Source organism: Proteus vulgaris (assembly GCF_023100685.1).
In the GTDB taxonomy this organism is placed as follows: domain Bacteria; phylum Pseudomonadota; class Gammaproteobacteria; order Enterobacterales; family Enterobacteriaceae; genus Proteus.
Window position 1 is genome coordinate 2311248 of the sequence record NZ_CP090064.1, and the last position, 24883, is coordinate 2336130.

At 38.9% G+C, this 24883-nt stretch carries 25 protein-coding genes; 10 read left to right on the forward strand and 15 right to left on the reverse strand.

The features are described 5' to 3' along the window. Positions 1-59: 59 nt before the first annotated feature. Positions 60-404, forward strand: coding sequence for a RidA family protein (locus tag LW139_RS11260; protein WP_072068200.1), 345 nt, complete (start codon positions 60-62; stop codon positions 402-404). 68 nt (positions 405-472) lie between these two features. Here LW139_RS11260 and LW139_RS11265 read toward each other — a convergent pair whose 3' ends face one another. The 4 genes from LW139_RS11265 to zwf all read right to left on the reverse strand — a co-directional run bounded on the left by LW139_RS11265 (position 473) and on the right by zwf (position 4535). Next, positions 473-1447, reverse strand: coding sequence for a lysozyme inhibitor LprI family protein (locus LW139_RS11265; protein ID WP_166541115.1), 975 nt, complete (start codon positions 1445-1447; stop codon positions 473-475). 260 nt (positions 1448-1707) lie between these two features. Continuing rightward, positions 1708-2040: a multidrug/spermidine efflux SMR transporter subunit MdtI gene (mdtI, locus tag LW139_RS11270; protein WP_006536614.1), complete on the reverse strand. Its 333-nt coding sequence runs from the start codon at positions 2038-2040 to the stop codon at positions 1708-1710. Positions 2041-2042: 2 nt separating this feature from the next. Further along, entirely contained in the window at positions 2043-2483 is a 441-nt protein-coding gene (gene mdtJ / locus LW139_RS11275) for a multidrug/spermidine efflux SMR transporter subunit MdtJ (protein WP_247851215.1), read from the reverse strand. A 576-nt stretch (positions 2484-3059) separates the two neighbouring features. Next, positions 3060-4535 carry a glucose-6-phosphate dehydrogenase gene (zwf, locus tag LW139_RS11280; RefSeq protein WP_166541114.1) on the reverse strand — a complete coding sequence of 492 codons (1476 nt, stop codon included), beginning with the start codon at positions 4533-4535 and terminating at the stop codon, positions 3060-3062. Between the two features lie 351 nt (positions 4536-4886). On the opposite strand from zwf, the gene LW139_RS11285 reads away from it, so the two are divergent. Further along, the gene (locus LW139_RS11285; RefSeq protein ID WP_109408097.1) at positions 4887-5729 is read left to right on the forward strand and encodes a MurR/RpiR family transcriptional regulator; all 843 of its coding nucleotides are present in this window, start codon (positions 4887-4889) and stop codon (positions 5727-5729) included. 231 nt (positions 5730-5960) lie between these two features. Continuing rightward, positions 5961-7403 (forward strand): pyruvate kinase, encoded by a 1443-nt coding sequence (gene pyk / locus LW139_RS11290; RefSeq protein WP_227335344.1) that lies wholly within the window; start codon positions 5961-5963, stop codon positions 7401-7403. Between the two features lie 78 nt (positions 7404-7481). On the opposite strand, the gene lpxM is transcribed toward pyk, so the two are convergent. From lpxM to znuA, 3 genes are all read right to left on the reverse strand, one after another. After that, positions 7482-8456 carry a lauroyl-Kdo(2)-lipid IV(A) myristoyltransferase gene (gene lpxM / locus LW139_RS11295; protein ID WP_109408095.1) on the reverse strand — a complete coding sequence of 325 codons (975 nt, stop codon included), beginning with the start codon at positions 8454-8456 and terminating at the stop codon, positions 7482-7484. A 105-nt stretch (positions 8457-8561) separates the two neighbouring features. Beyond that, entirely contained in the window at positions 8562-9887 is a 1326-nt protein-coding gene (mepM, locus tag LW139_RS11300; protein ID WP_109408094.1) for a murein DD-endopeptidase MepM, read from the reverse strand. A gap of 12 nt (positions 9888-9899) precedes the next feature. Further along, on the reverse strand, positions 9900-10844 hold the full coding sequence (gene znuA, locus LW139_RS11305; protein WP_166541113.1) for a zinc ABC transporter substrate-binding protein ZnuA: 945 nt from the start codon (positions 10842-10844) through the stop codon (positions 9900-9902). 74 nt (positions 10845-10918) lie between these two features. On the opposite strand from znuA, the gene znuC reads away from it, so the two are divergent. Next, on the forward strand, positions 10919-11644 hold the full coding sequence (gene znuC, locus LW139_RS11310; RefSeq protein WP_109408092.1) for a zinc ABC transporter ATP-binding protein ZnuC: 726 nt from the start codon (positions 10919-10921) through the stop codon (positions 11642-11644). Next, entirely contained in the window at positions 11637-12422 is a 786-nt protein-coding gene (znuB, locus tag LW139_RS11315; RefSeq protein ID WP_166541112.1) for a zinc ABC transporter permease subunit ZnuB, read from the forward strand. Before znuC ends, znuB begins: the two co-directional genes overlap by 8 nt. 93 nt (positions 12423-12515) lie before the next feature. Here znuB and ruvB read toward each other — a convergent pair whose 3' ends face one another. The 6 genes from ruvB to aspS all read right to left on the reverse strand — a co-directional run bounded on the left by ruvB (position 12516) and on the right by aspS (position 17912). Further along, positions 12516-13523, reverse strand: a complete 1008-nt coding sequence (gene ruvB / locus LW139_RS11320) for a Holliday junction branch migration DNA helicase RuvB (protein ID WP_072068210.1) — start codon at positions 13521-13523, stop codon at positions 12516-12518. 12 nt (positions 13524-13535) lie between these two features. After that, entirely contained in the window at positions 13536-14156 is a 621-nt protein-coding gene (gene ruvA / locus LW139_RS11325; protein WP_109407558.1) for a Holliday junction branch migration protein RuvA, read from the reverse strand. Positions 14157-14259: 103 nt separating this feature from the next. Continuing rightward, positions 14260-14781, reverse strand: coding sequence for a crossover junction endodeoxyribonuclease RuvC (gene ruvC / locus LW139_RS11330; protein ID WP_006536599.1), 522 nt, complete (start codon positions 14779-14781; stop codon positions 14260-14262). A 125-nt stretch (positions 14782-14906) separates the two neighbouring features. Continuing rightward, positions 14907-15662 (reverse strand): YebC/PmpR family DNA-binding transcriptional regulator, encoded by a 756-nt coding sequence (locus tag LW139_RS11335; RefSeq protein WP_166541111.1) that lies wholly within the window; start codon positions 15660-15662, stop codon positions 14907-14909. 27 nt (positions 15663-15689) lie between these two features. Beyond that, positions 15690-16124: a dihydroneopterin triphosphate diphosphatase gene (gene nudB, locus LW139_RS11340; RefSeq protein WP_227335350.1), complete on the reverse strand. Its 435-nt coding sequence runs from the start codon at positions 16122-16124 to the stop codon at positions 15690-15692. A gap of 3 nt (positions 16125-16127) precedes the next feature. Next, positions 16128-17912 carry an aspartate--tRNA ligase gene (gene aspS / locus LW139_RS11345; RefSeq protein ID WP_166541109.1) on the reverse strand — a complete coding sequence of 595 codons (1785 nt, stop codon included), beginning with the start codon at positions 17910-17912 and terminating at the stop codon, positions 16128-16130. A 266-nt stretch (positions 17913-18178) separates the two neighbouring features. On the opposite strand from aspS, the gene LW139_RS11350 reads away from it, so the two are divergent. From LW139_RS11350 to LW139_RS11370, 5 genes are all read left to right on the forward strand, one after another. Continuing rightward, entirely contained in the window at positions 18179-18577 is a 399-nt protein-coding gene (locus LW139_RS11350; protein WP_023582071.1) for an MAPEG family protein, read from the forward strand. Positions 18578-18764: 187 nt separating this feature from the next. Beyond that, entirely contained in the window at positions 18765-19517 is a 753-nt protein-coding gene (cmoA, locus tag LW139_RS11355) for a carboxy-S-adenosyl-L-methionine synthase CmoA (RefSeq protein WP_099660455.1), read from the forward strand. Further along, positions 19517-20491, forward strand: coding sequence for a tRNA 5-methoxyuridine(34)/uridine 5-oxyacetic acid(34) synthase CmoB (gene cmoB / locus LW139_RS11360; RefSeq protein WP_109407562.1), 975 nt, complete (start codon positions 19517-19519; stop codon positions 20489-20491). Before cmoA ends, cmoB begins: the two co-directional genes overlap by 1 nt. A 152-nt stretch (positions 20492-20643) precedes the next feature. Further along, a complete protein-coding gene (locus LW139_RS11365) occupies positions 20644-21468 on the forward strand; it encodes a hypothetical protein (RefSeq protein ID WP_247849958.1) in 825 nt (274 codons plus the stop codon). Between the two features lie 224 nt (positions 21469-21692). Continuing rightward, on the forward strand, positions 21693-23267 hold the full coding sequence (locus tag LW139_RS11370) for an ATP-binding cassette domain-containing protein (RefSeq protein WP_247849959.1): 1575 nt from the start codon (positions 21693-21695) through the stop codon (positions 23265-23267). A gap of 49 nt (positions 23268-23316) precedes the next feature. On the opposite strand, the gene cutC is transcribed toward LW139_RS11370, so the two are convergent. After that, positions 23317-24069 (reverse strand): copper homeostasis protein CutC, encoded by a 753-nt coding sequence (gene cutC / locus LW139_RS11375; RefSeq protein WP_166541104.1) that lies wholly within the window; start codon positions 24067-24069, stop codon positions 23317-23319. A 154-nt stretch (positions 24070-24223) separates the two neighbouring features. Beyond that, entirely contained in the window at positions 24224-24778 is a 555-nt protein-coding gene (locus LW139_RS11380) for a VOC family protein (protein WP_247849960.1), read from the reverse strand. Positions 24779-24883 lie beyond the last annotated feature (105 nt).

The window sequence follows — 24883 nt, forward strand, 5'->3', positions numbered from 1 at the left end:
AATTATGCCAGTGGATAATCAAAAGTACCACCTATGCCGTTAATACAAAGGAGAACTCAATGACAATTAAACGTATCGACCCTGAAGATCGCTGGTCTGAAGCGGTTATTCATAATGACACTATTTATTACACCGCTGTACCAGAAAATTTATCGGGCGATATTATTGAACAGACAGCAGATACATTAGCGGCAATCGATGTCTTATTACAACGTGTAGGTTCTGATAAAACCCAAATTCTTGATGCGACAATCTTTTTAGCTGATAAAGCCGATTTTGAAGGGATGAATAAAGCATGGGATGCTTGGGTTGCTAAAGGTAGTGCACCTGTACGTTGTACAGTGCAAGCACAATTAATGCATCCTGAGTATAAAGTCGAAATTAAAATTATTGCGGCAATGTAAATATATTTATAATAAGCACCTACTTTTATAGGTGCTTATTTTCTTTGATTTAACCTATTTTTATAATGTTATTTTAACTCAGGGATCCTATTTTTTATTGTCTCGGCATGACAACGGTATATTTTGGCTAATTTTTCATCACCACCTTCAGAGGTGACTTTTCCACAAATAAGATCTTTATTTTTTATCCACTGACGCTGACCTAATAATAAAGCTTTTCTTTGTTCACTACTTAAACTTTGCCATCTATTATTTAATTCAGCATCTGCTGTAAGAAAATCTTGTTTTGCTTGAGAAAGTGAAAGTTCTGGTGTTTCTTGCGCTTCTTGCAAAGCTTGTCTTTGACGACGAACTTCTTGTTGCTCTAACGCCTGTTGGCGTAGTGATTCTTGCTCTGCTTGTTGGTCTAATAATTGTTGTTGACGATTCAATTCTTGCTGTTGGCGAAGTTCTTCTTGTTTCTTTTGTAATTCTTGCTGTTGCTGTTGTTGCAATATTCTTTGCTGTTCTTTAATCGGTTTTATTATAGATAGAGTAGAAACAAAAGCAGCACCATTCGAAATACTATTTCTTGGCGCAATATTTACGAATACTGTTTTATTATCATCAGTTGGCTGAGCACTATAATCTATTCTCGCAGAGAAAGTATTCGCGTTTTGCTCTAATGATAAAGTTTCAAGAGTTTTATCAAGATTACTATTGAATTCAGTACGATAATAATCATGTAATATTTCATAATTATTTGCAGGTATGGTCATTGACACCATTGCAGAACATGACTTCATCGTACTATTAGGATCGTTCGCTTTAGTCATTATTTCAGACACATTAAAACTAATCTCTTCTAATGTTGCTCGTTTTAATTGATTTGTGACATCAGAATAATTACTTGTTTGTCGAGAAATTTCTTCTAGTGTTGTTTTTTTTAAAGCATCTTTAAAAGCAGATTGTGTTAATTCTGAAGAACAACCAATAGGTTCTGTTTTTTCACCACAAGCTGTTAATAATAAAGGAAAGCATAGAGCGATATATTTCATTTTCATTGTCATTTTCCGATAATCTCAAGCAATCACATTTTAAAGTAAAAATAGTTAAATATATTTTATATTAAATATATTTAATTTCACTTTATTTAACTGATATCAGAAACACAATTTTGACTCAAAAAATAGAACAATAATATTTTAGGTATAAAAATAAAGGGCTGAGTTCAGAAAAACTCAGCCCTTGGTTGTTTTCTAATTTTACTGTGATATTAATTTTATTGCTCTTACCTATTCATTACTCATTGCATTAAGTAGATTTAGGCAAATTTAATCATTACCATACCAACCAGTAATAATATAATTCCACCCCATCCTTTATAATTGAGTCTCTGATTAAATAAAATCCAACCGGCAGCGATAGTAGCAATAATGCCGAATGCTCCCCAAAGTGCATAAGCAACTGAAAGTTCTATCCCTTTCACTGCCATTGCCAGCGCACTAAAGGCCCCTAACACACAAACCAGTGATAATATTCCTAATCCCATTCGGCTAAAGCCGTTAGACATTTTTAAGAATATATTCGCAACAATCTCAAGCACTACGGCAAGTATTAGGAATGCACCATGCCACCATTCAAATTGAGCTAACATAATTAAGCCTCCTTGATATTGGCAGAAATTGGCTTATTCGCTCCTTTTACGGCACTTGCAACGTGCTTGGCTTTACCCGCGATACTTTTTACCGAGTCAGTTGTTTTCTTAGCAACAGTCGATTTTTTAGTACCTGATTTGATAAGCGTGATCCCTGCAATTAACATCGCTAGACCACCTAACTTTAATGGTGACAGCGATTCACCAAACCACAGAACGCTGAATGTCGTAATAATGACAATTCCAATACCTTCCCATAGTGCATACGCTACACCTAATGCCACTTTCTTAACGGCTATGGCTAAAAAGATATAGGAAGTGGCAATCATTAACCACATCACTATCATGCCAGTATAACCACCACTTACACTGGCGTACTTCATTGATAAAGTACCAATAACTTCACAAACGATAGCTAATGCTAAAAATATCCAATAAATCATTTTTTCATCTCTCATACACATTTGAAATACGCCGAAACGTTTCTTGCGCAGGAAGATAGAGAATATGTAGATAGTCTTTCTGGCGGCAATAAAAGCCGAACGTTAAGGCAACGTCATTTCCTGATTGCGTCAGGAATTAAGATGAGAGATTTCTATAATGCGCCACACCAGTAGTGTTCGCTGGACAAAATAGCAGAAAGGAATAACTTATAGGTAGAACGTTTAACTTTGACGCTTTTGGCGCTAGTCATGATTATTTATTCTTTCATCGCACAGACCATCCGCACGATATACTCCGAACCCTCATATAAGATGGTTAAATGTTACATGATATTTCTATCATGCCGAATTATTTAAAGCAATGCCTTTTTGCAAAATATTTTTGTTAATTGATTGGTTTTATTTAAGTTTTAGTTTCTAACCAAAATCAGATTGCATAGTTAATCAGTGTTTTTACGATCCTTCAGTAGTTTTATTCATCTCAATTGCTGTAATTATGCTTAAAGATATTTGTCTGATACAAAAACACCCAGCTATGCTGGGTGTTTTTTCTTTAGAATGGATAATCAAAATCAGTTATTCAATTTCATTCCAAGAGCGACCATCACGGGTGATCATTGCAACAGATGCCACTGGTCCCCAAGTACCTGCTTGATATGGCTTAGGCAGTTCATTATCACACTCCCATGCGTTAATGATTGAATCTACCCATTTCCAGGCTTCTTCCACTTCATCACGACGCACGAATAGCGCTTGGATCCCACGCATGGCTTCTAACAATAAGCGCTCGTAAGCATCCGCTAAATGTGTTTGATTGAATGTTTCAGAGAAGCTCAAGTCCAGTTTGGTTGTTTGTAAACGGTGTTTATGATCGAGTCCCGGAGCTTTATTTAGCACTTCGATATCGATACCTTCATCTGGCTGTAAACGAATAGTTAGCTTATTTTGAGGTAACTCTTGGTAAGTTTCACTGAAAATATTCAGCGCAGGCTTTTTAAAATAAACCACAACTTCTGAACATTTACTTGGTAGGCGCTTACCCGTTCTTAAATAGAAGGGAACCCCTGCCCAACGCCAGTTATCAATATCCGCACGGATAGCAACAAACGTTTCTGTATGACTAGCTTTATTTGCACCCTCTTCATCAAGATAACCTGGTACTTTTTTACCTTGTACAAAACCACCTGTATATTGCCCACGAACCGTTTTTTCGCGAATATTAGTGTTATCAATACGGCGTAATGAACGTAAGACTTTCACTTTTTCTTGACGAATACTGTCAGCGGTTAAATCAGCGGGTGGTGACATTGCAATCATCGTTAAGATCTGCAACAAGTGGTTTTGCACCATATCACGCATTTGACCCGCTTGATCGAAATATCCCCAACGCCCTTCAATACCCACTTCTTCTGCAACCGTAATTTGGACATGATCAATCGTTTTATTGTCCCAATTATTAACAAACAGTGAGTTTGCAAAGCGCAGTGCTAATAGATTTAAAACTGTTTCTTTACCTAAATAGTGGTCGATACGATAAATTTGGCTCTCTTTAAAGTATTTAGCCACACTATCATTAATAGAAACCGAAGATGCTAAGTCTGTGCCCAATGGTTTTTCCATCACAACACGGTTTGGCTCTTTATTAAGTTTTGCATGGCCTAAACCTTTACACATCGCACTAAAGGTACTTGGTGGCATTGCAAAGTAATAAATAGCCGGTAATTTGTCTTGTTTGAGGTGCTTTGATAGCTCAATGAAATGGTCTGTTTCATTGACATCAAGATTACAAAAATCTAAGCGATCACTTAAACGCTGCCAAATTTCAGGATTAATTTCTTCTTTTAAAAAGGTTTTTAATGCTTCATGGGCAACATTTTTATATGCCTCAGCATCCCAATCAGCACGACCTACACCAATAATGCGAGAGTCAGGGTGAATATATCCTGCTTTTTCCAATTGATATAATGATGGAATAAGCTTACGGCGTGCTAGATCCCCTTTCGTACCGAAGATAACCAGATCACAGGCCTGAGCAGTCGATATCGCTGCCATAGTACGTCTCCTCATGATGAGATTTTGTAATTTTGTTACAGAATTTTGTATTAATGTACTCTTTTGGGTGTATTCAGTAAATACGCTCGCACATTTTAGTCTCTAACTTACCATACATATTGTAACGCTTCATTTTATGTCTAGTGTTTTATCCTTTCTTGTAACTTTACAACAGTTTTGTTTCTGGTTTTCAGCTTTGAAAGTTAGACACACGTCATACTTTAACGAAAAAAGCCCTGTTTACCGATGGTTTACACTGCAAGCCTTGTTCTTTGCGTAGTATATTTTCATAAAACCGTTATAGATTTCTCCTTTTATTGAAATTGGCAAAGCCAAGGATCTGTATATTTAATGAATATATTGGAAAGGGTTCAGTCTAATCTGGACATCTTGAGCAAATCAGAAAAAAAAGTTGCAGAAGCTGTTTTAACTGCGCCACAAACTGTTATCCATTCTAGTATTGCCTTAATGGCTAAAACGGCTGATGTCAGTGAACCCACGGTTAATCGTTTTTGCCGTCGCATGGCAACCAAGGGATTTCCTGATTTTAAATTACAATTAGCACAAAGCATTGCCAATGGCACACCTTATGTAAATCGTAATATTGATGATTCTGATACAGTATCCTCTTATACCAATAAAATTTTTGAATCCGCCATGGCGGGACTTGAGAACGTTAAAAATAATATTGATATCGCCGCAATCAATCGTGCTGTTGATATTTTGACGCAAGCTAAGAAAATCTCTTTTTTTGGCTTAGGCGCATCAGCCGCTGTGGCTCACGATGCCATGAATAAGTTTTCTCGTTTTAATATTCCTGTCACTTACTTTGATGACGTTGTTATGCAACGTATGAGTTGTATCAATAGCACTGATGGTGATGTTGTCGTGGTTATCTCTCATACGGGGCGGACTAAAAATCTCGTGGAAATAGCTAAAATTGCGCGTGAAAATGATGCCGCAGTGATTGCTATTACAACACCCGGATCACTTTTAGCCTCTGAAGCCACCCTCCCTATTTTACTTGATGTACCTGAAGATACTGATATCTACATGCCAATGATCTCCCGCCTTGCACAACTCACTATTATTGATGTTCTCGCGACAGGATTTATTTTACGTCGAGGACCAAAATTCAGAGATAACTTGAAGCGCGTCAAAGAAGCTTTACGTGATTCACGGTTTGATAAGTAACCGTTTTTAATTATTCTGTTAGTATTGTCACACTTCCTATTGTGCCCCTGACTAGATAACTTTTTGAAAACTGGTAGCATATCTGCGAGCTAACTCTCGCATATAATGAAAACAGTAGTGTATGTTGCAATTAGCTTGATGCGTTTCACTTAACATATTGGATAAAATATTGTCTAATTTCTGTTTTATCCAATAGCCAACACCTTTCGTTCAAGGTCAACGGAGTAATACATGTCCAGACGGCTCAGAAGAACAAAAATTGTTACCACCTTAGGCCCAGCAACAGATCGTGATAATAACTTAGAAAAAATTATTATTGCTGGTGCAAATGTTGTTCGATTAAATTTCTCTCATGGTTCTGCGGAAGATCATCTTGCTCGTGCTAATCGTACGCGTGAAATTGCAGCAAGACTTGGTCGCCATGTTGCTATTCTTGGGGATTTACAAGGCCCTAAAATCCGTGTTTCTACATTTAAAGACGGAAAAGTTTTCCTGAATGTCGGTGATAAATTCTTGCTTGATGCCGCCCTTGAAAAAGGCGAAGGCAATCAAAATCAAGTCGGCATTGACTATAAAGGCCTACCTGCCGATGTAGTTCCTGGTGATATTCTACTGCTCGATGATGGTCGCGTTCAGTTAAAAGTTCTCAAAGTTGATGGACTAAAAGTCTTTACTGAAGTCACTGTGGGTGGTCCTTTATCTAATAATAAAGGAATTAACAAGCTCGGTGGCGGTCTTTCCGCAGATGCATTAACAGAAAAAGATAAACAAGATATTATTACGGCAGCTAAAATTGGTGTCGATTACCTTGCTGTTTCATTTCCAAGAACAGGTGAAGATCTTCACCTCGCTCGGCGTTTAGCCCGTGATGCAGGTTGTGAATGCCAAATTGTATCTAAAGTAGAGCGCGCTGAAGCAGTAGCTAATGATGAAATTATCGATGAAATCATTATGGCATCAGATGTTGTGATGGTAGCTCGTGGTGATTTAGGCGTTGAAATTGGCGATCCTGAACTTGTTGGTGTACAGAAAAAATTAATTCGTCGTGCTCGTCAGCTTAATCGTGTTGTTATCACTGCTACTCAAATGATGGAGTCAATGATAACAAATCCAATGCCAACACGAGCAGAAGTTATGGACGTTGCTAATGCCGTGTTAGATGGTACTGATGCCGTTATGCTTTCTGCAGAAACTGCAGCAGGACAATACCCAGCAGAAACCGTCTCTTCAATGGCCCAAGTCTGTTTAGGGGCTGAAAAAATGCCTGCAGCTAATGTTTCTAAGCATCGCTTAGATATGGTGTTTGATACTGTGGAAGAAGCCATTGCGATGTCCACCATGTATGCCGCTAACCATATGAAAGGTGTTAATGCGATTATTGCGATGACAGAATCAGGTCGTACCGCGCGCATGATGTCTCGTATCAGTACTGGTTTACCTATTTTCTCAATGTCTCGCCATGAGAAAACACTAAACCAAACGGCACTTTATCGTGGCGTGACACCTGTTTATTGTAGTACGCATACTGATGGTATTGCTGCAGCTAACGAAGCAATTGCTCGTTTACGTGATAAAGGTTTCTTAGTTTCTGGTGATTTAGTGTTAGTCACTCAAGGTGACCTTATGGGTACAATCGGTAGCACTAATACATGCCGTATTTTGACGGTTGAATAATACCGAGCTATAAAGCTTAACAGTAAAGCGGGCACTTAATTAAGTGCCCGCTTTATTTACTTCTTTTTCGTTCAAGAACTAGTCCAAAATATTCTCACGAGCGTAAGGCTCTATTTCGCCCTCTTTACGTGTCTTCAGTAATTTTAATATCCACGTATATTGCTCGGGTGTCGGTGTCACTAGTGCTTCTAACTCTTCATTCATTCTGCGTGCAATGTACGCATCATCTTTATCTTCAATATCATCCATTGGTTCACGAATAATAATGTGAAGCTGATGTGTTTTATGACAATACACTGGGAACAACGGCACAATAGCTGCTCGGCATACTTTCATTAATCGCCCAATCGCAGGCAATGTCGCCTTATAGGTACCGAAAAAATCCACAAATTGGCTATGCTCTGCACCATGATCTTGATCTGGTAGATAATAGCCCCAGTAACCTTGCCGCACAGAAGAAATAAAAGGCTTAATACCTGCTTCGCGGGAATGTAATCGCCCATCAAAATGGTGGCGTGCTTTATTCCATAAATAATCAGCCACGGGATCTTTTTGGTGGTGAAACATCGCCGCCATTTGCTGACCTTTGGCGGCTAATAACATGGCAGGGATATCAACCGCCCAACCATGTGGCACCATAAAAATGACATTACGGCCTTGCTCTTTAAAACGTTCGATGATCTCTAAGCCTTGCCAGCTTGTTCGTTTTAATATGTGCTCAGGCCCTCTTAAACAAAGCTCTGCTAGCATCACAAAGGATTGGGGAGCCGTTTCAAACATACTATCAAGAACTGTTTCACGTTGTGTTTTATCCCATTTTGGAAAACAGTATCTCAAGTTGATATCTGCACGACGTCTTGCGCTTTTCGCTTTACGCCCAACAAAACGACCAATAGAAGCAAGAAATGGATCACGCCATTTTACTGGCATATAAGCCAATGCACTTAAAACACCAGCACCTATCCAAGTTCCCCAATGACGAGGATGTAAATATGCACGGTGAAAAGTAGGCACATAACCCGCTTTGCTATCTGTATCTTTTTCTTTATTCATCAGATAACTCTCTGAACTGACACCCCTAATAGGCGTAAAAAACGTTAAAACAAAAACGGATGATATCAATCATCCGCTTTTATGTCTTTAAGATCGTGTTTATTGTCAATCGGCTAGCACTAATTGAGGCTTAATCTCTTTGACTTTCGCTAGATATTCTTGTTTGTCTTTGCCTGTTAAACCATCAGCACGAGGTAATGTTGCTGTTAATGGATTAACTGCTTGTTGGTTGATCCACAGTTCATAGTGTAAATGAGGCCCTGTAGAACGCCCTGTATTACCTGATAACGCAATTCTATCGCCACGTTTAACACGTTGGCCAGGTTTTACTAATAATTGACGTAAATGCATATAACGCGTGGTGTATTGGCTACCATGGCGAATAGCGATAAAGTTACCTGCAGCACCGCTATATTTTGCCACAATCACTTCGCCATCTCCTGTTGCTAATACTGGTGTACCTACTGGCATAGCAAAATCGACACCTTTATGAGCAGCTAAACGTCCTGTAACAGGGTTAATACGACGAGGATTAAATTGAGAAGACACTCTAAATTGCTTGACCGTTGGGAAACGCATAAAACCACGTTCTAATCCACCCGCTTGGCTATCGTAAAAACGGCCATCTTCAGCAAGGAACGCATAATAATCTTTACCTGCACTACGTAAACGAACACCAATTAGCTCACTTTGTTCAGTGCGCCCATCAAGCACTTCACGAGAAAACAGTGCCGCAAATTGGTCACCACTTTGTAATTTTTTAAAGTCTACTTGCCACTGTAATGCTTTAGTAACAGCACGAGCTTCAGCGTTAGTTAAACCGGCATTTGTTGCACTAACAGAAAAACTGCCTCGAATAACACCTGTCGTTACGCTATTTTTCCATTCCCCTTTTTGAAACTCTTTTGTTTCTTTAAAACCCGTTTCTGTACGGGTATAAACGCGAGTTTCACGACGAGAAACACCCCAGCTTAATTCTTGCAGTAACCCATTATCATCAAGTTCCCAGCTAATTGGTTGCCCAATTTTAAGATTTCTGAGATCTTTATTTTGATTAGAGATAGTTGCGATATCAGCAGAATCAATACCAAACTGAGTCAGTATTGAACTCAATGAATCCCCACTAGACACAATATAAGTATGAGGAACTTGTGCGACGGTTGTACTTGTATCTGTGCCGTCATCTGCACCAACTAAGCCTTCGTCTGTAAGTTGATCGCTACTATCAGTGATGATGTCATCGGTATTTTCGCCTTGATTAGCGAGAGGCATTTGAATACTGACAGGGACTTCTCGGCTTTGTTCATTTTGAAGAACCACTGGCCGCCAAATCGCGACGGCCAATGTTGCTGCAGTTAACGAACCAAGCATGATTTTATGTGGGAGTGGTAAACTTAAATATACCTGTGCAATGGATTTCTTCTGCTGCACGCTCTTAATTCCTTATTGTGTTTCATTCAGGCAGCTCGCATATTGGTTAGCTAGTTGGGTAAGGAATTTCACATAGCTCTCTTGAGTTAGAGCAATCCCACTTCCTAGGGGGTCTAATACACCCATTTTAACCCCAGTGCCTTTCGCCACTGTTTCTATTACTGTCGGCCTAAATTGTGGCTCAGCAAAAATGCAGGTTGCTTTTTGCTCAACCAACTGTGTTCGTATTTGATGTAATTTCTGCGCACCTGGCTGTATTTCAGGGTTGATAGTAAAATGACCTAATGGCTTTAAATTATAATGTTTTTCGAAGTAGCCATAAGCATCATGAAAGACAAAATAACCCTTATTTCTAACAGGCGACAGAATATTAACAAGATTCTTATCAGTTTGCTTGAGTTGTTCGCTGAATTTACCTAGGTTTACGTCCAGAAGTTCTTTTTTATCTGGATAAAGTGCAATTAACCTTTCATGGATCTGTTTTGCAGACGACAACGCAATCTCTGGTGATAACCAGATGTGCATATTATAATCACCATGAGAATGATGTTCGTGATTTTCCTCATGTTTATGCACATTGTCATCATCATCTTTCAATAAAAGCGACTTTATTTCGTCAGTTTCCGCTAAAGCCAACTTATGATTGTCTGTAAGTCTGTTTAATGGCCTATCTAAAAACACTTCCATATCAGGCCCAACCCATACCATTAGGTCTGCAGAAGTAATTTTTTTCAAATCAGAGGGTTTTAATGCGTAATCATGTGGAGATGCACCATCCGGTAATAAAACTTCCGTTGGGGTCACCCCGTCAGCGATAGCGGCGGCAATAAACCCGATAGGTCGTATAGAAGTCACCACATCAGCCTGAACAGAAGCGCTGAATGAACTTATCATCGCTGTCGCTAAAAATGATTTCAATAAAAAACGATGCGCAAATTTGTTGTTTTTATGTAACATAGGAAGAATTCTCGTGAATCATCATTGGAAATGTTATATTATAACGTTTCAATGATTCTGCAAGTGCTAATTTTATGTCTGACTTGATTTGTTTAAAATCGGTTTCTGTTTCTTTTGGTGAAAGAGAAATTTTAAAAGATATCTCTTTTGATTTAAAAGCAGGCCGTATTCTTACTTTACTTGGCCCTAATGGTGCGGGTAAATCCACGGTTATCCGTTTAGTTCTTGGATTATTAAATCCAACCTCAGGAAAAGTAGAACGCCATAATACGTTACGTATTGGTTATGTTCCTCAAAAGCTTTATCTTGACCCTACAATGCCATTGACAGTTAAGCGCTTTATGACGCTAAAACCCGGTGTACAAGATAAAGATATTCTCCCTGCCCTTGAGCGTGTTAATGCAGCTAAATTAATCAATCAACCCATGCAAAAACTGTCTGGTGGTGAATCTCAGCGCGTGTTATTAGCAAGAGCCTTGCTTAATCAACCTCAACTTTTAGTCTTAGATGAACCGACTCAAGGTGTTGATGTTAATGGGCAACTGGCCCTTTATGATTTAATTAATCAACTTCGTAATGAATTAGGTTGCGCCATTTTGATGGTTTCTCATGATCTTCATTTAGTCATGGCAAAAACAGATGAAGTGCTCTGTTTAAATGGTCATATTTGCTGTTCAGGCACACCAGATGTTGTTTCATCTCACCCAGAATTTATTGCTATGTTTGGTAGTCGTGGTGCTGAACAACTAGGTATTTATCGTCATCATCACCAGCATAGTAAGGAGTGTCGTCATGATTGAGTTGCTGTTACCGGGTTGGATTGCCGGTATGCTCTTAGCAATGGCGGCAGGCCCTCTGGGCTCTTTTGTCGTTTGGCGTCGTATGTCTTATTTTGGTGATACCTTAGCTCATGCCTCACTACTTGGTGTTGCTTTTGGTTTGCTATTTAATATTGAGCCTTTTTATGCCGTTATTGCCGTCACACTTCTTTTAGCTATTTTATTAGTATGGTTAGAATTAAAACCACAACTTTCTGTTGATACCCTTTTAGGGATCATGGCACACAGTGCGCTTTCTTTAGGGCTTGTGGTTGTTAGTTTAATGTCCAATGTACGCGTTGATTTAATGGCTTACCTATTTGGTGATTTACTTTCTGTAAACTATCAAGACGTTATCAGTATCTTTATTGGCGTTGTGATTGTTTTATTTGTGATTATCCGTTCATGGCGTCCATTGCTTTCTATGACTATTAATCAAGATATGGCCTTTGTTGATGGCGTAAATATTCAGAGAGAACGCTTAAAGCTAATGATGATCACCGCACTAACCATTGGTTTAGCCATGAAGTTTGTTGGAGCATTAATTATCACCTCACTGCTCATTATCCCTGCCGCAACGGCGCGTCGTTTTGCTCGTTCACCAGAACAAATGGCTGTGATCGCAATCGCTGTTGGTATGCTGGCAATTACTGGCGGTTTAACCTTCTCTGCTTTCTATGACACTCCTGCAGGCCCTTCTGTTGTTTTAGCGGCGAGTTGCCTATTTATCTTGAGTTTATTTGCACCCACTAAACAGTAATCAAATAATCCAAATTTAATACAAAAATAACCCTTGATGAAATGACTCCATCAAGGGTTATTTTTTATTTATGATAAATGGCAGAACGTAAATTTAGTCTTCTACGATACGATTAAAATGGCGATAGGCATGGTTAGTGGCAACCCGGCCTCTTGGTGTGCGCTGAATAAACCCTTGTTGAATTAAATAAGGCTCTAACACATCTTCTATAGTTTCACGCTCTTCACCAATAGCTGCCGCAAGGTTATCTAATCCTACTGGGCCACCCATAAATTTATCAATAATGGCAAAAAGAAGTTTGCGATCTAAATAGTCAAAACCCGCAGCATCCACATTTAACATATCAAGCGCTTTAGAGGCAGTATCCTCATCGATGGCTCCATTACCTTTAACCTGTGCAAAGTCTCGTACTCGGCGTAATAATCGGTTAGTAATACGTGGTGTACCTCGTGAGCGCATTGCTATTTGACGCGCACCTTCATCTGTCATCTCTAATCCCATAAAGCTGGCGCTGCGAGAGACAATGTGTTGGAGATCGTCAACATTATAAAACTCAAGGCGTTGAACAATACCAAAACGGTCACGCAAAGGTGATGTTAAAGAGCCAGCTCTTGTGGTTGCTCCCACTAAAGTAAATGGCGGTAGATCAATTTTAATTGAACGTGCGGCAGGCCCTTCACCAATCATAATATCAAGCTGGTAATCTTCCATCGCAGGATAAAGGATTTCTTCAACAACCGGGGAAAGTCGATGAATTTCATCAATAAACAGTACGTCATGAGGCTCAAGGTTAGTTAGCATCGCGGCTAAATCTCCTGCTTTTTCAAGTACAGGGCCTGATGTCGTACGCAAGTTAACCCCCATTTCATTAGCAATGATATTTGCCAATGTAGTTTTGCCTAATCCAGGAGGGCCAAAAATAAGCAAATGGTCGAGTGCATCATGACGTAATTTAGCCGCCTGAATAAAAATCTCCATCTGTTCACGAACTTGTGGTTGCCCAACATATTCGGCAAGAGATTTAGGGCGAATAGCCCTATCTATTATTTCTTCTTCAGGTTGTTGAATTTCTGCTGAAATCAGGCGATCTGCTTCAATCACAATGTGTTACTCCTAAATAGCCGCGCGCAATGCTTCTTTGATAAGCGTTTCACTATCTGAACCCAGTTTTGCTACTTTACTGATCATTTTTGCTGCTTCTTGTGGTTTATAGCCCAATGCGATTAATGCAGCAGAAGCTTCAGCTTCAATATCAGCCGCTTTTGGCGCTTTAGGTGAAGCACTTTCTGGTAATTCAATATCGCTATTTTCGAATAAATCACCATTAAGACCCTTGAAGCGGTCTTTCATTTCAACCACTAAACGTTCTGCTGTTTTCTTACCCACGCCGGGTAATTTTACTAATGAAGAGATAGATTCATTTTCAATCGCTGTCACAAATTGGCGAGCCGACATACCCGATAAAATAGCGAGTGCCAGTTTCGGGCCGACGCCATTGACTTTAATTAATTCACGAAAGAGTGCGCGCTCTTGTTTTTGGTTAAAACCATAAAGTAATTGAGCATCTTCACGTACGATAAATTGCGTATAGATAATGGCTTCTTGGCCAATATCGGGCAGTTCATAAAAACAGGTCATTGGCATATTAATTTCATAACCTACACCATTACCTGCCTCGATCAGCACCACTGGCGGCTGTTTTTCAAGAATAATTCCTCTGATACGACCTATCACCCTAACGCCTCCGCAAATATATTTACGCCAAGTTTATAACATAAAAAAAGCTGGACGTATATCCAGCCTGTGAAAAACCAAAGACATTTACCAAGATAACAACTTATCTTAATCTACCTCGCGTTAAAACTAATCGAGGATCACCCACACGTAATAAATTTTGGTTAAAGTGGCAATGTGTGATAGCAATTGCTAAGGCATCGGCGGCATCTGATTGTGGTGCGGCAGATAGCTTTAATATTGAACGCACCATATGTTGCACTTGGCTTTTTTCGGCAGCACCTGTACCCACAACCGTTTGTTTAACCTGGCGAGCCGCATATTCAAAAACAGGTAAATCGTTATTTACCGCAGCCAATATCGCCACACCTCGTGCTTGCCCTAGTTTTAATGCAGAATCCGCATTTTTAGCCATAAACACTTGTTCAACCGCAAACACATCTGGCGAAAATTGCGTAATTATTTCGCTAACACCTGCATAAATACGTTTAAGTCGATTAGGAAGGTCGGGAACTTGTGTGCGAATGCAACCGCTTCCCAAATAGATAAGTTGTCGCCCTTGTTGTCGAATTACACCGTAGCCTGTAACGCGCGAACCGGGGTCTATACCTAGAATGATAGCCATATCAATTCCTGTTGCCGATATGGTCGATGGCGAGAGAAAAGAGCAAAAAAATCTGCTCTGCTCTTCTCTTCGCACTTTTTAATAACAGCAATCAACACTGTTATTTTCGATAAACGTTAGAACGATTACAGGATATCTTCCAGTTGTTTTGCAACTTCATCAGAGATATCACCGTTGTGATACACTTCTTGCACATCATCACTGTCTTCTAACATATCAATAAGACGCATTAATTTTGGTGCTGTTTCAATATCCAATTCTGCTTTTGTTGATGGGATCATGGAAACTTCTGCTGATTCCGCAACAAAACCTGCCGCATCCATCGCATCTTTCACTTCACCAAACGACTCTGGTGTGGTGTAAACATCAATAGCGCCATCATCATAAGTTTCAACGTCATCCGCACCCGCTTCTAACGCAGCTTCCATAACCGCATCTTCATCAACACCTGGTGCGTAAGAAATGACGCCTTTTTTGGTGAAAAGATAAGAAACTGAACCATCTGTTCCTAAGTTACCACCTGTTTTGGTAAATGCATGGCGAACATCGGAAACAGTACGGTTACGATTATCACTTAAGCATTCAACCATCACAGCAGTACCTGCTGGGCCATAGCCTTCATAGATGATAGTTTCCATATTATCGTTATCATCATTACCCACACCGCGTGCAATTGCACGGTTCAAGGTGTCACGAGTCATGTTGTTCGATAATGCTTTATCAACTGCCGCACGTAAACGCGGGTTAGTTGCAGGATCACCACCACCTAAACGTGCTGCTGTAACCAATTCACGGATGATTTTAGTGAAAATTTTACCGCGTTTCGCATCTTGCGCTGCTTTACGGTGTTTTGTATTGGCCCATTTACTATGACCTGCCATGAAATATCTCCAAACGTGGTCTAATCATTAAATAACAAATTCTTCAATCGCTTGCTGATTACTGGCGGATTTTGTTAATTTTGCCGCCAGTGGCGCGTCTAGCCATTGGTATTGCGAATGCTCAGTTAGCACAAGCTCTCGCTCTGCGGGCAGTGCTAATGTAAACCAATGTTCCTGACAATGTGTCACATCGGGTGCATAACGATGCCGAAAATGTGCAAAAATCTCAAAAAGAATTGAGCGATGGCAATCCACCAACTCAAGATTTTCTTTTATGATATCAATTCCAACTTCTTCTTGCACTTCGCGCAACGCCGTTTGAAAAGGCATTTCTTCCGCTTCTAAACTACCAGTCACAGATTGCCAGAAATCAGGATCATCTCGACGCTTTAGCATAAGCACCCGTTTGGTCTCTTTTGCATAAATAACAACTAAAACGGATATCGGGCGCTTATATTTCATTATTTACTCTTTATCTTCGCTAACTTCTTTTTGAGTTACTGCAATTGCTAGTTCTTTTAAAGAATCAGCATTAGCAAAACTCGGTGCGTTAGTCATTAAACACGCTGCAGCTGTTGTTTTAGGGAATGCAATAACATCACGGATATTATCAGTCCCTGTTAACAACATCACTAAACGGTCTAAACCAAAAGCTAAACCTGCATGTGGTGGTGTACCAAATTTAAGTGCATCTAATAAGAAACCGAATTTCTCTTGTTGCTCATCTGGCGAAATACCTAAAATGCTAAATACCGCTTGTTGCATTTCATTACGGTGAATACGTACAGAGCCACCACCTACTTCATAACCGTTGATAACCATATCATACGCATTTGCTACCGCACCCACTGGATGTGCTGTCAGCTCAACAGGTGATAAGTCTTTTGGTGAAGTAAATGGATGGTGCATTGCACTTAAACTCCCCGTTTCTTCATCTTCTTCAAACATTGGGAAGTCAATAACCCATAATGGTTTCCATGCATTTAAGTCTGTCAGTTCAAGATCACGACCCACTTTCAAACGCAGAGCACCCATTGCATCACTCATAGTGCCTTTACGGCCTGCACCAAAGAAGATTAAATCACCATCAGTTGCACCTGTTGTTTCTAAAATGGCGTTAACAACATCATTAGTCAGGAATTTAGCAATTGGGCTTTGTACACCTTCAATGCCTTTAGCACTTTCGTTGACTTTCATCCACGCAAGGCCTTTAGCGCCGTAAATACCAACAAATTGTGTATACTCATCGATATTTTTACGGGTTAATGATGCGCCACCTGGCACACGCAGTGCGATAACACGGCATTTCTCATCATTAGCGGCTTGAGCAAATACACTGAACTCAACATCTTTGACTAAATCAGCAATGTCTTTGAGTTCCATTGGGTTACGTAAATCAGGTTTGTCTGAACCATAACGACGCATTGCTTCAGCAAAGGTCATGACAGGGAACGCACCTAAATCAACATTAAGAATATCCAACCATAATGCGTGGATCATACGCTCCATCACTTCGCGCACTTGATCTGCACTCATGAAAGAGGTTTCAACATCGATTTGTGTAAATTCAGGCTGACGGTCGGCACGTAAGTCTTCATCACGGAAGCATTTTACGATTTGATAATAACGGTCAAAGCCAGACATCATTAACAGCTGTTTAAAAAGCTGTGGTGATTGTGGTAATGCGTAGAATTTACCTTTGTGTACACGACTTGGTACTAAATAGTCACGCGCCCCTTCTGGTGTCGCTTTTGTCAGCATTGGAGTTTCAACATCAAGGAAACCTTCACCATCCATAAAACGGCGAACAAAGCTTGTGATTTTAGCTCGGGTTTTTAAGCGATCAGACATTTCAGGGCGACGCAGGTCTAAATAACGATAAGTTAAACGACGCTCTTCAGTATTTGTTTGATTACTATCTAACGGTAATGGCTCTGAACGGTTAAAAATAGACAGAGATTCTGCCGCTAACTCAATTTCACCTGTTGCCATATTTTTGTTAATTTGGCTATCAGGACGAGCGCGTACTGTTCCTGTGACTTGAATACAAAATTCATTACGCAGTTCTGATGCCTGAGAAAATGCCTCTTTCTGCTCTGGGTCAAAGAAAACTTGAACAATACCTTCGCGATCTCGCATATCAATAAAGATAAGTCCACCTAAGTCACGGCGACGGTTAACCCAACCACAAAGAGTCACTTTTTGGCCCACATGGGCACTATTCAACTGCCCACAATAATTAGTACGCATACAATATCCTTTTACTCAGCTTGTTGTGCTTTCTGCTGCGGAAATTTTGGCAATAGTCTTTTTCGAGTAGTGTCAAAAAAAAGGCAGACATTATAACGAAAATTCTTCCTAGAGATAAGAGTATAGACCTAGTTTATATGATACATCTTTTCAAGGATTTGCTAATCCCCAAACAATTAATTAATAATAATTATTTATAGCGACAGAAGTCGCTTTGAGGTTTATCATTAAATTCGCCGTTTTTTGGCTTTGGCAATGGAGAAAAGATGGTTAGCTCGCTTTATATCGTACTGGGCGCACTATTATTGATTAAATTGTCCCTCAATGTCGTAAAACTCAGAACACAATATCGGGTTGCTTATGGTGATGGTGGCTTTTATGAATTACAAACAGCCATCCGTGTTCACGGCAATGCGGTAGAATATATTCCTATTTCTATGATCTTATTGCTGGTCATGGAAATGAATGGTGCTTTTGTTTGGATGGTACACATCTGTGGCTCAATTTTAATCGCAGGTCGCTTCTTACACTCTTATGGATTAAAACACCGTGAACTTCGCTGGCGTCGTTCAGGCATGGCCGCCACTTACTTATCAATGGTATTGATGATCATTGCTAATATTTATTTCCTTCCTTGGATTCAAATCTTTTCCTTTTATTACTAAGTCCTCGTGGGAATAACATGATCATCCATGATCAAAACCGACATCCTTGCTGTTGTGTCTAATAACGGCAAGGTATCAAAAAGGTTTATTTATTTTTTCCAATTTCTTTCTAAATAATGCAACTTTGTGAGCACCGTCGCTTCTGGTAGAATGCTTGCTTCTTTTATTCCTTAAACCTATTTTAGTTATGTCGAATTCAAAATCATCACAACAAGACAGCTTATTTGCGACACCTATTGCAAACCTTGGTGACTGGCGCTTTGATGAAAAAGTCGCTGAAGTGTTTCCTGATATGATAAAACGCTCAGTACCCGGTTATTCAAATATCATCTCTATGATTGGTATGCTTGCAGGCCGCTTTGTTACACCCAATAGCCAAGTCTATGATTTAGGCTGTTCTTTAGGTGCAGCAACCCTTTCGATGCGTCGTAATATTGATGTGACAGGCTGCAAAATTATTGGTGTTGATAATTCACCAGCTATGGTAGAGCGTTGTCAACGCCATATTGATGCCTATAAAGCAGATACTCCCGTCGATATTATTGAGGGGGATATACTCGATATTGAGATCAATAATGCCTCAATGGTCGTGCTTAACTTCACCTTACAATTCTTAGCACCAAACGATCGCCAAATATTATTAAACCGCATTTACCAAGGCCTTAATCCTGGGGGTGTGTTAGTTCTTTCTGAAAAATTCAGTTTTGAAGATAAAGAAATTGGTGAATTATTGTTTAATATGCACCATGATTTCAAACGCGCTAATGGTTACAGCGAATTAGAAATTAGCCAAAAACGTAGCATGTTAGAAAATGTCATGCTGACAGACTCTGTTGAAACCCATAAAACTCGCTTACATAATGCGGGTTTCCCTCATGCAGAAGTTTGGTTCCAATGTTTTAATTTTGGCTCTCTTTTAGCGATTAAAGGCAATAACTAATGATTAATTTTGGTTCGTTCTATCAACTTATTGCGCAAGATGAGCGCTTATTTCATTGGTTAGATACATTACCTGCTCAATTATCAGAATGGCGCTCAAACGCGTTACACGGTCACTTTTCCTCATGGGAAAGAATGCTCGATGGTTTGCCTGAAATAACCCCTACTGAGCTTGACTTAAAAAATGGAGTGATTGCCAATAAAACACCTACATTAAGTGCCGGCGAACAACTAGGTTTAAATAATATTCTGAAATCCTTAATGCCATGGCGAAAAGGCCCTTTCTCTCTTTATGGGGTCGATATTGATACAGAGTGGCGTTCAGATTGGAAATGGGATCGTGTTTTACCTCACCTTTCCCCTCTTGAAGGCCGTTTAGTGTTGGATGTAGGTTGTGGCAGTGGCTATCACATGTGGCGAATGTTAGGTGAAGGTGCTGAGTTTGTTGTGGGGATCGACCCTACTCAACTTTTCTTATGCCAATTTGAAGCCGTCAGAAAATTATTAGGGAATGATCAACGTGCACATTTAATTCCTGTTGGTATTGAACAAATGCCAGAATTAAAAGCCTTTGATACCGTATTCTCAATGGGTGTACTTTATCATCGTCGTTCACCGCTTGATCATTTATGGCAATTAAAAAATCAATTGGTTTCAGGCGGTGAATTAGTATTAGAAAGCCTCGTTGTTGATGGTGATGAATTTCAATGTCTGATCCCTGGTGAACGTTATGCACAAATGCGTAACGTGTATTTTATTCCATCGGCAAAAATGCTAAAAGTTTGGTTAGAGAAATGTGGTTTTAAAGATGTACGCATTGTCGATGAAAACACAACCTCTCTGGATGAACAACGTAAAACAGATTGGATGATAACGGATTCATTAGATGCATTCTTAGATGCTGACGATAAAACAAAAACAGTTGAAGGTTATCCAGCACCTAAGCGTGCAATATTAATTGCAACTAAGCCTTAAATTTGATTTATTTTAAGTGTGCTACAAATAATCATTATAAAAAGGATATCTTATAGAGATATCCTTTTTTCTATATTAAATTGTATTTAAAAATGACTTCATCAAACTTGGATCTATTTATAACTATAAAATTGGCTCTATAAAAGCTCACTATGGCAAAATATAAAGAAAATAAGCAAGCTAAACAAAAAAGGATCGCACAACAAAAGCAGCAATCTCTGGTTCTTAATAAGCAACGAAAAGAGAGTGAAAAGCGAGAGCTGTTTTTTGCTAAGCAAAATTTTTTAGCAGAAGAATCACCTGTTATACTTACACCATTACAGCGTAAAATCAGTGAGTTATTCTCTTGGTTTGATTATTTTACCCAATTTTTCTATATCGCTTTTATTATTACCGTTTGGTGCTATCCCGCATTATTTAGTGTTCAGACCATTTATAATTTAACCGTTATTTTTATCTTTGAATTTATTCTGGTCCATTCAGGCCTATTTATGGCTGTATTAGCACGCACTAAGCTTATCTTTGTTCTTATCCCCGTTTATAGCGTATTTGCCTTTATGATTAATAGTTTTGTCATGGGCGATGAAAATATTGTGCTTTGGCTCTACGCCGTTATCATCGCTAATCGCCTTATTGGTAGCTATCAAGCAAAAAGTAGAGAAGCTTGGAATAAAAACATTCTTAATTCTGCATATATGACGCTAAATTTTCTATTTTGTATTTTCTTAATTGCAATAATTCGATTTATTATTCCTTACGGTGGTTTAACACCCGAATATCTAGATAAAATAAATTATCTAAATTTAATTACCTCGCATAGTGAATATTTTAATGCGCCTCATGTTGGTATGGCATTAGGTACACTTCTATATACCATTCCTTTTATTTTTTTGACAATTACAATGTTTTCACCTCTTTATAAAAAAATTAAATTTATTTATAACAGAGAAAAAGTAACTCGAAGGTCACAACGTTAATTGCCTATTGATCAGGGGATGTTTATCGCTATAATGAGCTGGTTACCTATCCTATTTTATTTTTAAGAAGGCACTCCCCTACGATGAATTAAATTCTGCCAGAAAATTATTCAAATACCTTTTGGGGTATTCATTTTCTGTTACTGGCAGACAATAATTTATTTCGTCGCATCTAGAAAAAGATCTCGGCTGTCTGCCACCTATTTCGCTTAGGAGGTATTACTATGACAATAGCCTGTCACTTCTCACAACTTACAATCGAGTTTAATCAAAAACGTCTTTTTCCACCATTAACTCGCTCATTGGCTTGTCAGCAAAATGCATTAATCGGCAATAACGGTAAAGGGAAATCTATACTACTAAGATTATTAGCACAAAAAATAATACCTTCATCTGGGCAAGTTAATTGGAATATGCCTTTTGTTCACGTTGATCAATTAACACGATTACAAGGTAATACACTTGCCCAAGCGTTAGATATTCATGAAATTTATCAAGCATTCCAACGTGTTGATGCCGGTATTGCTACATTAGAAGATATTGAGTTGCTTGATGGCAAATGGCAACTTCCTGTTACGTGGCAGAATTTATTAGATTCAGCACAACTCCCTGTCGCATTAGAGACTCCTATTACGCATTTAAGTGGTGGAGAACAAACACGTTTAGCACTTTGCCGCGCTTTTTTATGCGAGCAGAGTTTTCTACTCTTAGATGAGCCAGATAACCATCTTGATTATCAAGGACAACAATGGCTAATAAAACAGTTAGCTCAGCACAAAGCAGGCTCTCTTATTGTTAGTCATAATCGAAACTTGCTCTCATATGCGGACACTATTCTTGAATTAAGTGAGAAAGGTTTATCTGAATATGGTGGAAATTATGCTTTATATGAAACACAAAAAAGTGCAGAAATAGCCTCGTTGGAAGCCGCAAGTGATCGACTAAACAGCCAAATTAAAAATGAGAAACGCCAGCAACAAGCGACATTACAAAAAGCCGCACAACGAAAACGACAAGGCGAATCAATTAGGCAAAGTGGCTCCCAGTGCTTACTTTTATTGGATATGCAAAAAAATAGAGCAGAACAACGCCAATCAGCCGTAGCAAAACGGCATCAGCGTGTAATAGAAGATATGCAATCTCAAAAACAAGGTGTCGATGAAGAAAAAGTGCATATTCATCAGCAGAAAATGATCTTGAATTATCAAAGCGATGGGCATCGTTTAAATGTATTTGTAGATAATCTTCAGCTTCCGTATGGTTATCAGCGCCCTATTTCATTCTCAGCCTACGGTAATGAGCATTGGCATATTAAAGGTAAAAATGGGTGTGGAAAATCGACATTATTGAAATGTCTGATCCAACAATTTAGCCCACGCTCTGGTGAGTTTCGTCTTAATAAAAACTTTTGTTATCTTGATCAACATCTTGCACTACTTGATAAAACATTACCTGTTGCACAAGCACTACACCAATATCAACCCGCTATTTCTATCGAGCAATGGCGAACACGGCTGGGTATGTTAAGGATCAGAGGCGATAACTCATTACTCCCTCTAGAAAAACTAAGTGGTGGCGAACAATTAAAAGCAACGTTATTGGCTTTAACCCAGAGTCCAATTCCCCCTGCGGTATTATTGCTTGATGAACCAGATAATCACCTTGATATTGGATCTAAACAATTATTGGAAAATTTACTCGTTGAATATCAAGGTACATTATTACTGGTTTCGCATGATGAAGCTTTTGTGGAACGCTGTGGTATTACACATACATTATTATTAGGCGAGGTTATATAAAAAAACTGCGCCATAAAGGCGCAGTTCTAAAATCGTTAATTTGTGCTAATTAAGATGCTAATGGTGCATGAATACTCATAATATCTTTCATTGCTTCAACCGTGTCTTCATCCACACAATAATGGGTAAACTCATCAACTTCACTGTCTGAGCTCATTGTGACACCGGCTTTACGATAAATCATGGTTGAGGGTGCAACTTTACCTGCAGAGCTATGTATTTCTTTTAAACCTGCATCTAAGAATTTTTGGATATTACTTAGTCTTACACCAGCTCCCGCCATAATAACGGGACCTTGTGTTTTTTCATTTAATGTTCGTAATAAAGGTAAACCTAATTCTGCATTCGCTTGCTGGCCTGATGTTAAAATACGAGAAATACCTAATTGAGTCAGTTGTTCTAACCCTAATAATGGATTAATACACATATCAAAAGCACGATGGAAAGTAATAGCTAAAGGACCCGCAAGTTCCATTAGAATTTCCATTTTAGGCAAATCAATATGTCCTTCTTCATTTAATAAACCAACAACTGCACCAGGGAAGCCCATATCACGAATAAGGCTAATATCATTTTTCATTGCTGAAAAATCGGCTTGTGTGTAACAAAAATCCCCCCCTCGAGGGCGAATAATAGGATGAACGGGAATACGAACCAGATCTCTGACTTGTCTTAGCATTCCAAAGCTTGGCGTAATGCCACCTTCTGATGGACTGGTGCATAGTTCAATTCTATCCGCACCTGCTCGTTCTGCCACCAGCGCGCATTCTGCGCCAAAACAACAAATCTCCAACGTAGCCATATCATCCCTCTTTATCCTTAATACAGAAAGTAATCAGAAAATAAATATCATTTCTCAGCGATTACTAACAATAGTTGTCGAATATCGTTATTCATTCAATTCCACTATCAGAATTTTGTGCTGACACAAGCAAACTATTTTCTGAAAGTGTCGTTCAACACTCACTTTCTACGATTTCAAGTAACGAATAAGGATGATACTTCACAGTCACTTTACCATTAGAAATAGCCACAGTGGGATTGGGCAAGCGTTCTTTTTCACCTTTAGGTTCACTGATTTTTAAGCTAATACTCTCTGGTAAAGGAGATGGTAAAAATGCCATAACATTATTGACTAAATCAGAAGCTTCAACAGAGATCACTTGCTCAATATGTTCCCAACCTTGGTACTCATATTTTTTATGGGTGGGAAATGGTAATTCAACAATGGAAACCGCTTGATTTAAAACCGTTAATGGTGTGTCTAATTGAAAAAGATAAATTGGACGTCCGTTAATAATATTATCAGAAATACACTTTCCACATTGACTAAGACCTTTTCTCCATTGTTCAGCCAATATTAAGTCGTGACAACGTAACGAAATATGATCAATAAGATAAAGTGAAAAATTCAAACCTAACTGATTGGCAAGCTGTATCATTTTTTCTTCAAACTGTGGAAGCTCGTGAGTTAAATCATTTAATTGAGTGATTGAAGAAAATAACGCCATTTTGAGTAACCTTAATGAAAAAACAGAGAAAAAACCTTAAAGATAAGGCGCAGATGGTAGCATGTTCTAGCCGGAATATGTTATAAATTCAAGGTTAATCCTAAT

Coding starts and splice junctions, on each gene's coding strand:
- nudB (WP_227335350.1), bottom strand. CDS start 16,124: ATGAAATATAAGCGCCCGATATCCGTTTTAGTTGTTATTTATGCAAAA.
- cmoA (WP_099660455.1), top strand. CDS start 18,765: ATGTCGAATTCAAAATCATCACAACAAGACAGCTTATTTGCGACACCT.
- cmoB (WP_109407562.1), top strand. CDS start 19,517: ATGATTAATTTTGGTTCGTTCTATCAACTTATTGCGCAAGATGAGCGC.
- LW139_RS11265 (WP_166541115.1), bottom strand. CDS start 1,447: ATGAAAATGAAATATATCGCTCTATGCTTTCCTTTATTATTAACAGCT.
- mdtI (WP_006536614.1), bottom strand. CDS start 2,040: ATGTTAGCTCAATTTGAATGGTGGCATGGTGCATTCCTAATACTTGCC.
- znuB (WP_166541112.1), top strand. CDS start 11,637: ATGATTGAGTTGCTGTTACCGGGTTGGATTGCCGGTATGCTCTTAGCA.
- ruvC (WP_006536599.1), bottom strand. CDS start 14,781: ATGGCTATCATTCTAGGTATAGACCCCGGTTCGCGCGTTACAGGCTAC.
- cutC (WP_166541104.1), bottom strand. CDS start 24,069: ATGGCTACGTTGGAGATTTGTTGTTTTGGCGCAGAATGCGCGCTGGTG.
- aspS (WP_166541109.1), bottom strand. CDS start 17,912: ATGCGTACTAATTATTGTGGGCAGTTGAATAGTGCCCATGTGGGCCAA.
- lpxM (WP_109408095.1), bottom strand. CDS start 8,456: ATGAATAAAGAAAAAGATACAGATAGCAAAGCGGGTTATGTGCCTACT.
- LW139_RS11370 (WP_247849959.1), top strand. CDS start 21,693: ATGACAATAGCCTGTCACTTCTCACAACTTACAATCGAGTTTAATCAA.
- LW139_RS11260 (WP_072068200.1), top strand. CDS start 60: ATGACAATTAAACGTATCGACCCTGAAGATCGCTGGTCTGAAGCGGTT.
- LW139_RS11350 (WP_023582071.1), top strand. CDS start 18,179: ATGGTTAGCTCGCTTTATATCGTACTGGGCGCACTATTATTGATTAAA.
- pyk (WP_227335344.1), top strand. CDS start 5,961: ATGTCCAGACGGCTCAGAAGAACAAAAATTGTTACCACCTTAGGCCCA.
- LW139_RS11285 (WP_109408097.1), top strand. CDS start 4,887: ATGAATATATTGGAAAGGGTTCAGTCTAATCTGGACATCTTGAGCAAA.
- LW139_RS11365 (WP_247849958.1), top strand. CDS start 20,644: ATGGCAAAATATAAAGAAAATAAGCAAGCTAAACAAAAAAGGATCGCA.
- LW139_RS11335 (WP_166541111.1), bottom strand. CDS start 15,662: ATGGCAGGTCATAGTAAATGGGCCAATACAAAACACCGTAAAGCAGCG.
- zwf (WP_166541114.1), bottom strand. CDS start 4,535: ATGGCAGCGATATCGACTGCTCAGGCCTGTGATCTGGTTATCTTCGGT.
- mdtJ (WP_247851215.1), bottom strand. CDS start 2,483: ATGATTTATTGGATATTTTTAGCATTAGCTATCGTTTGTGAAGTTATT.
- LW139_RS11380 (WP_247849960.1), bottom strand. CDS start 24,778: ATGGCGTTATTTTCTTCAATCACTCAATTAAATGATTTAACTCACGAG.
- znuA (WP_166541113.1), bottom strand. CDS start 10,844: ATGTTACATAAAAACAACAAATTTGCGCATCGTTTTTTATTGAAATCA.
- znuC (WP_109408092.1), top strand. CDS start 10,919: ATGTCTGACTTGATTTGTTTAAAATCGGTTTCTGTTTCTTTTGGTGAA.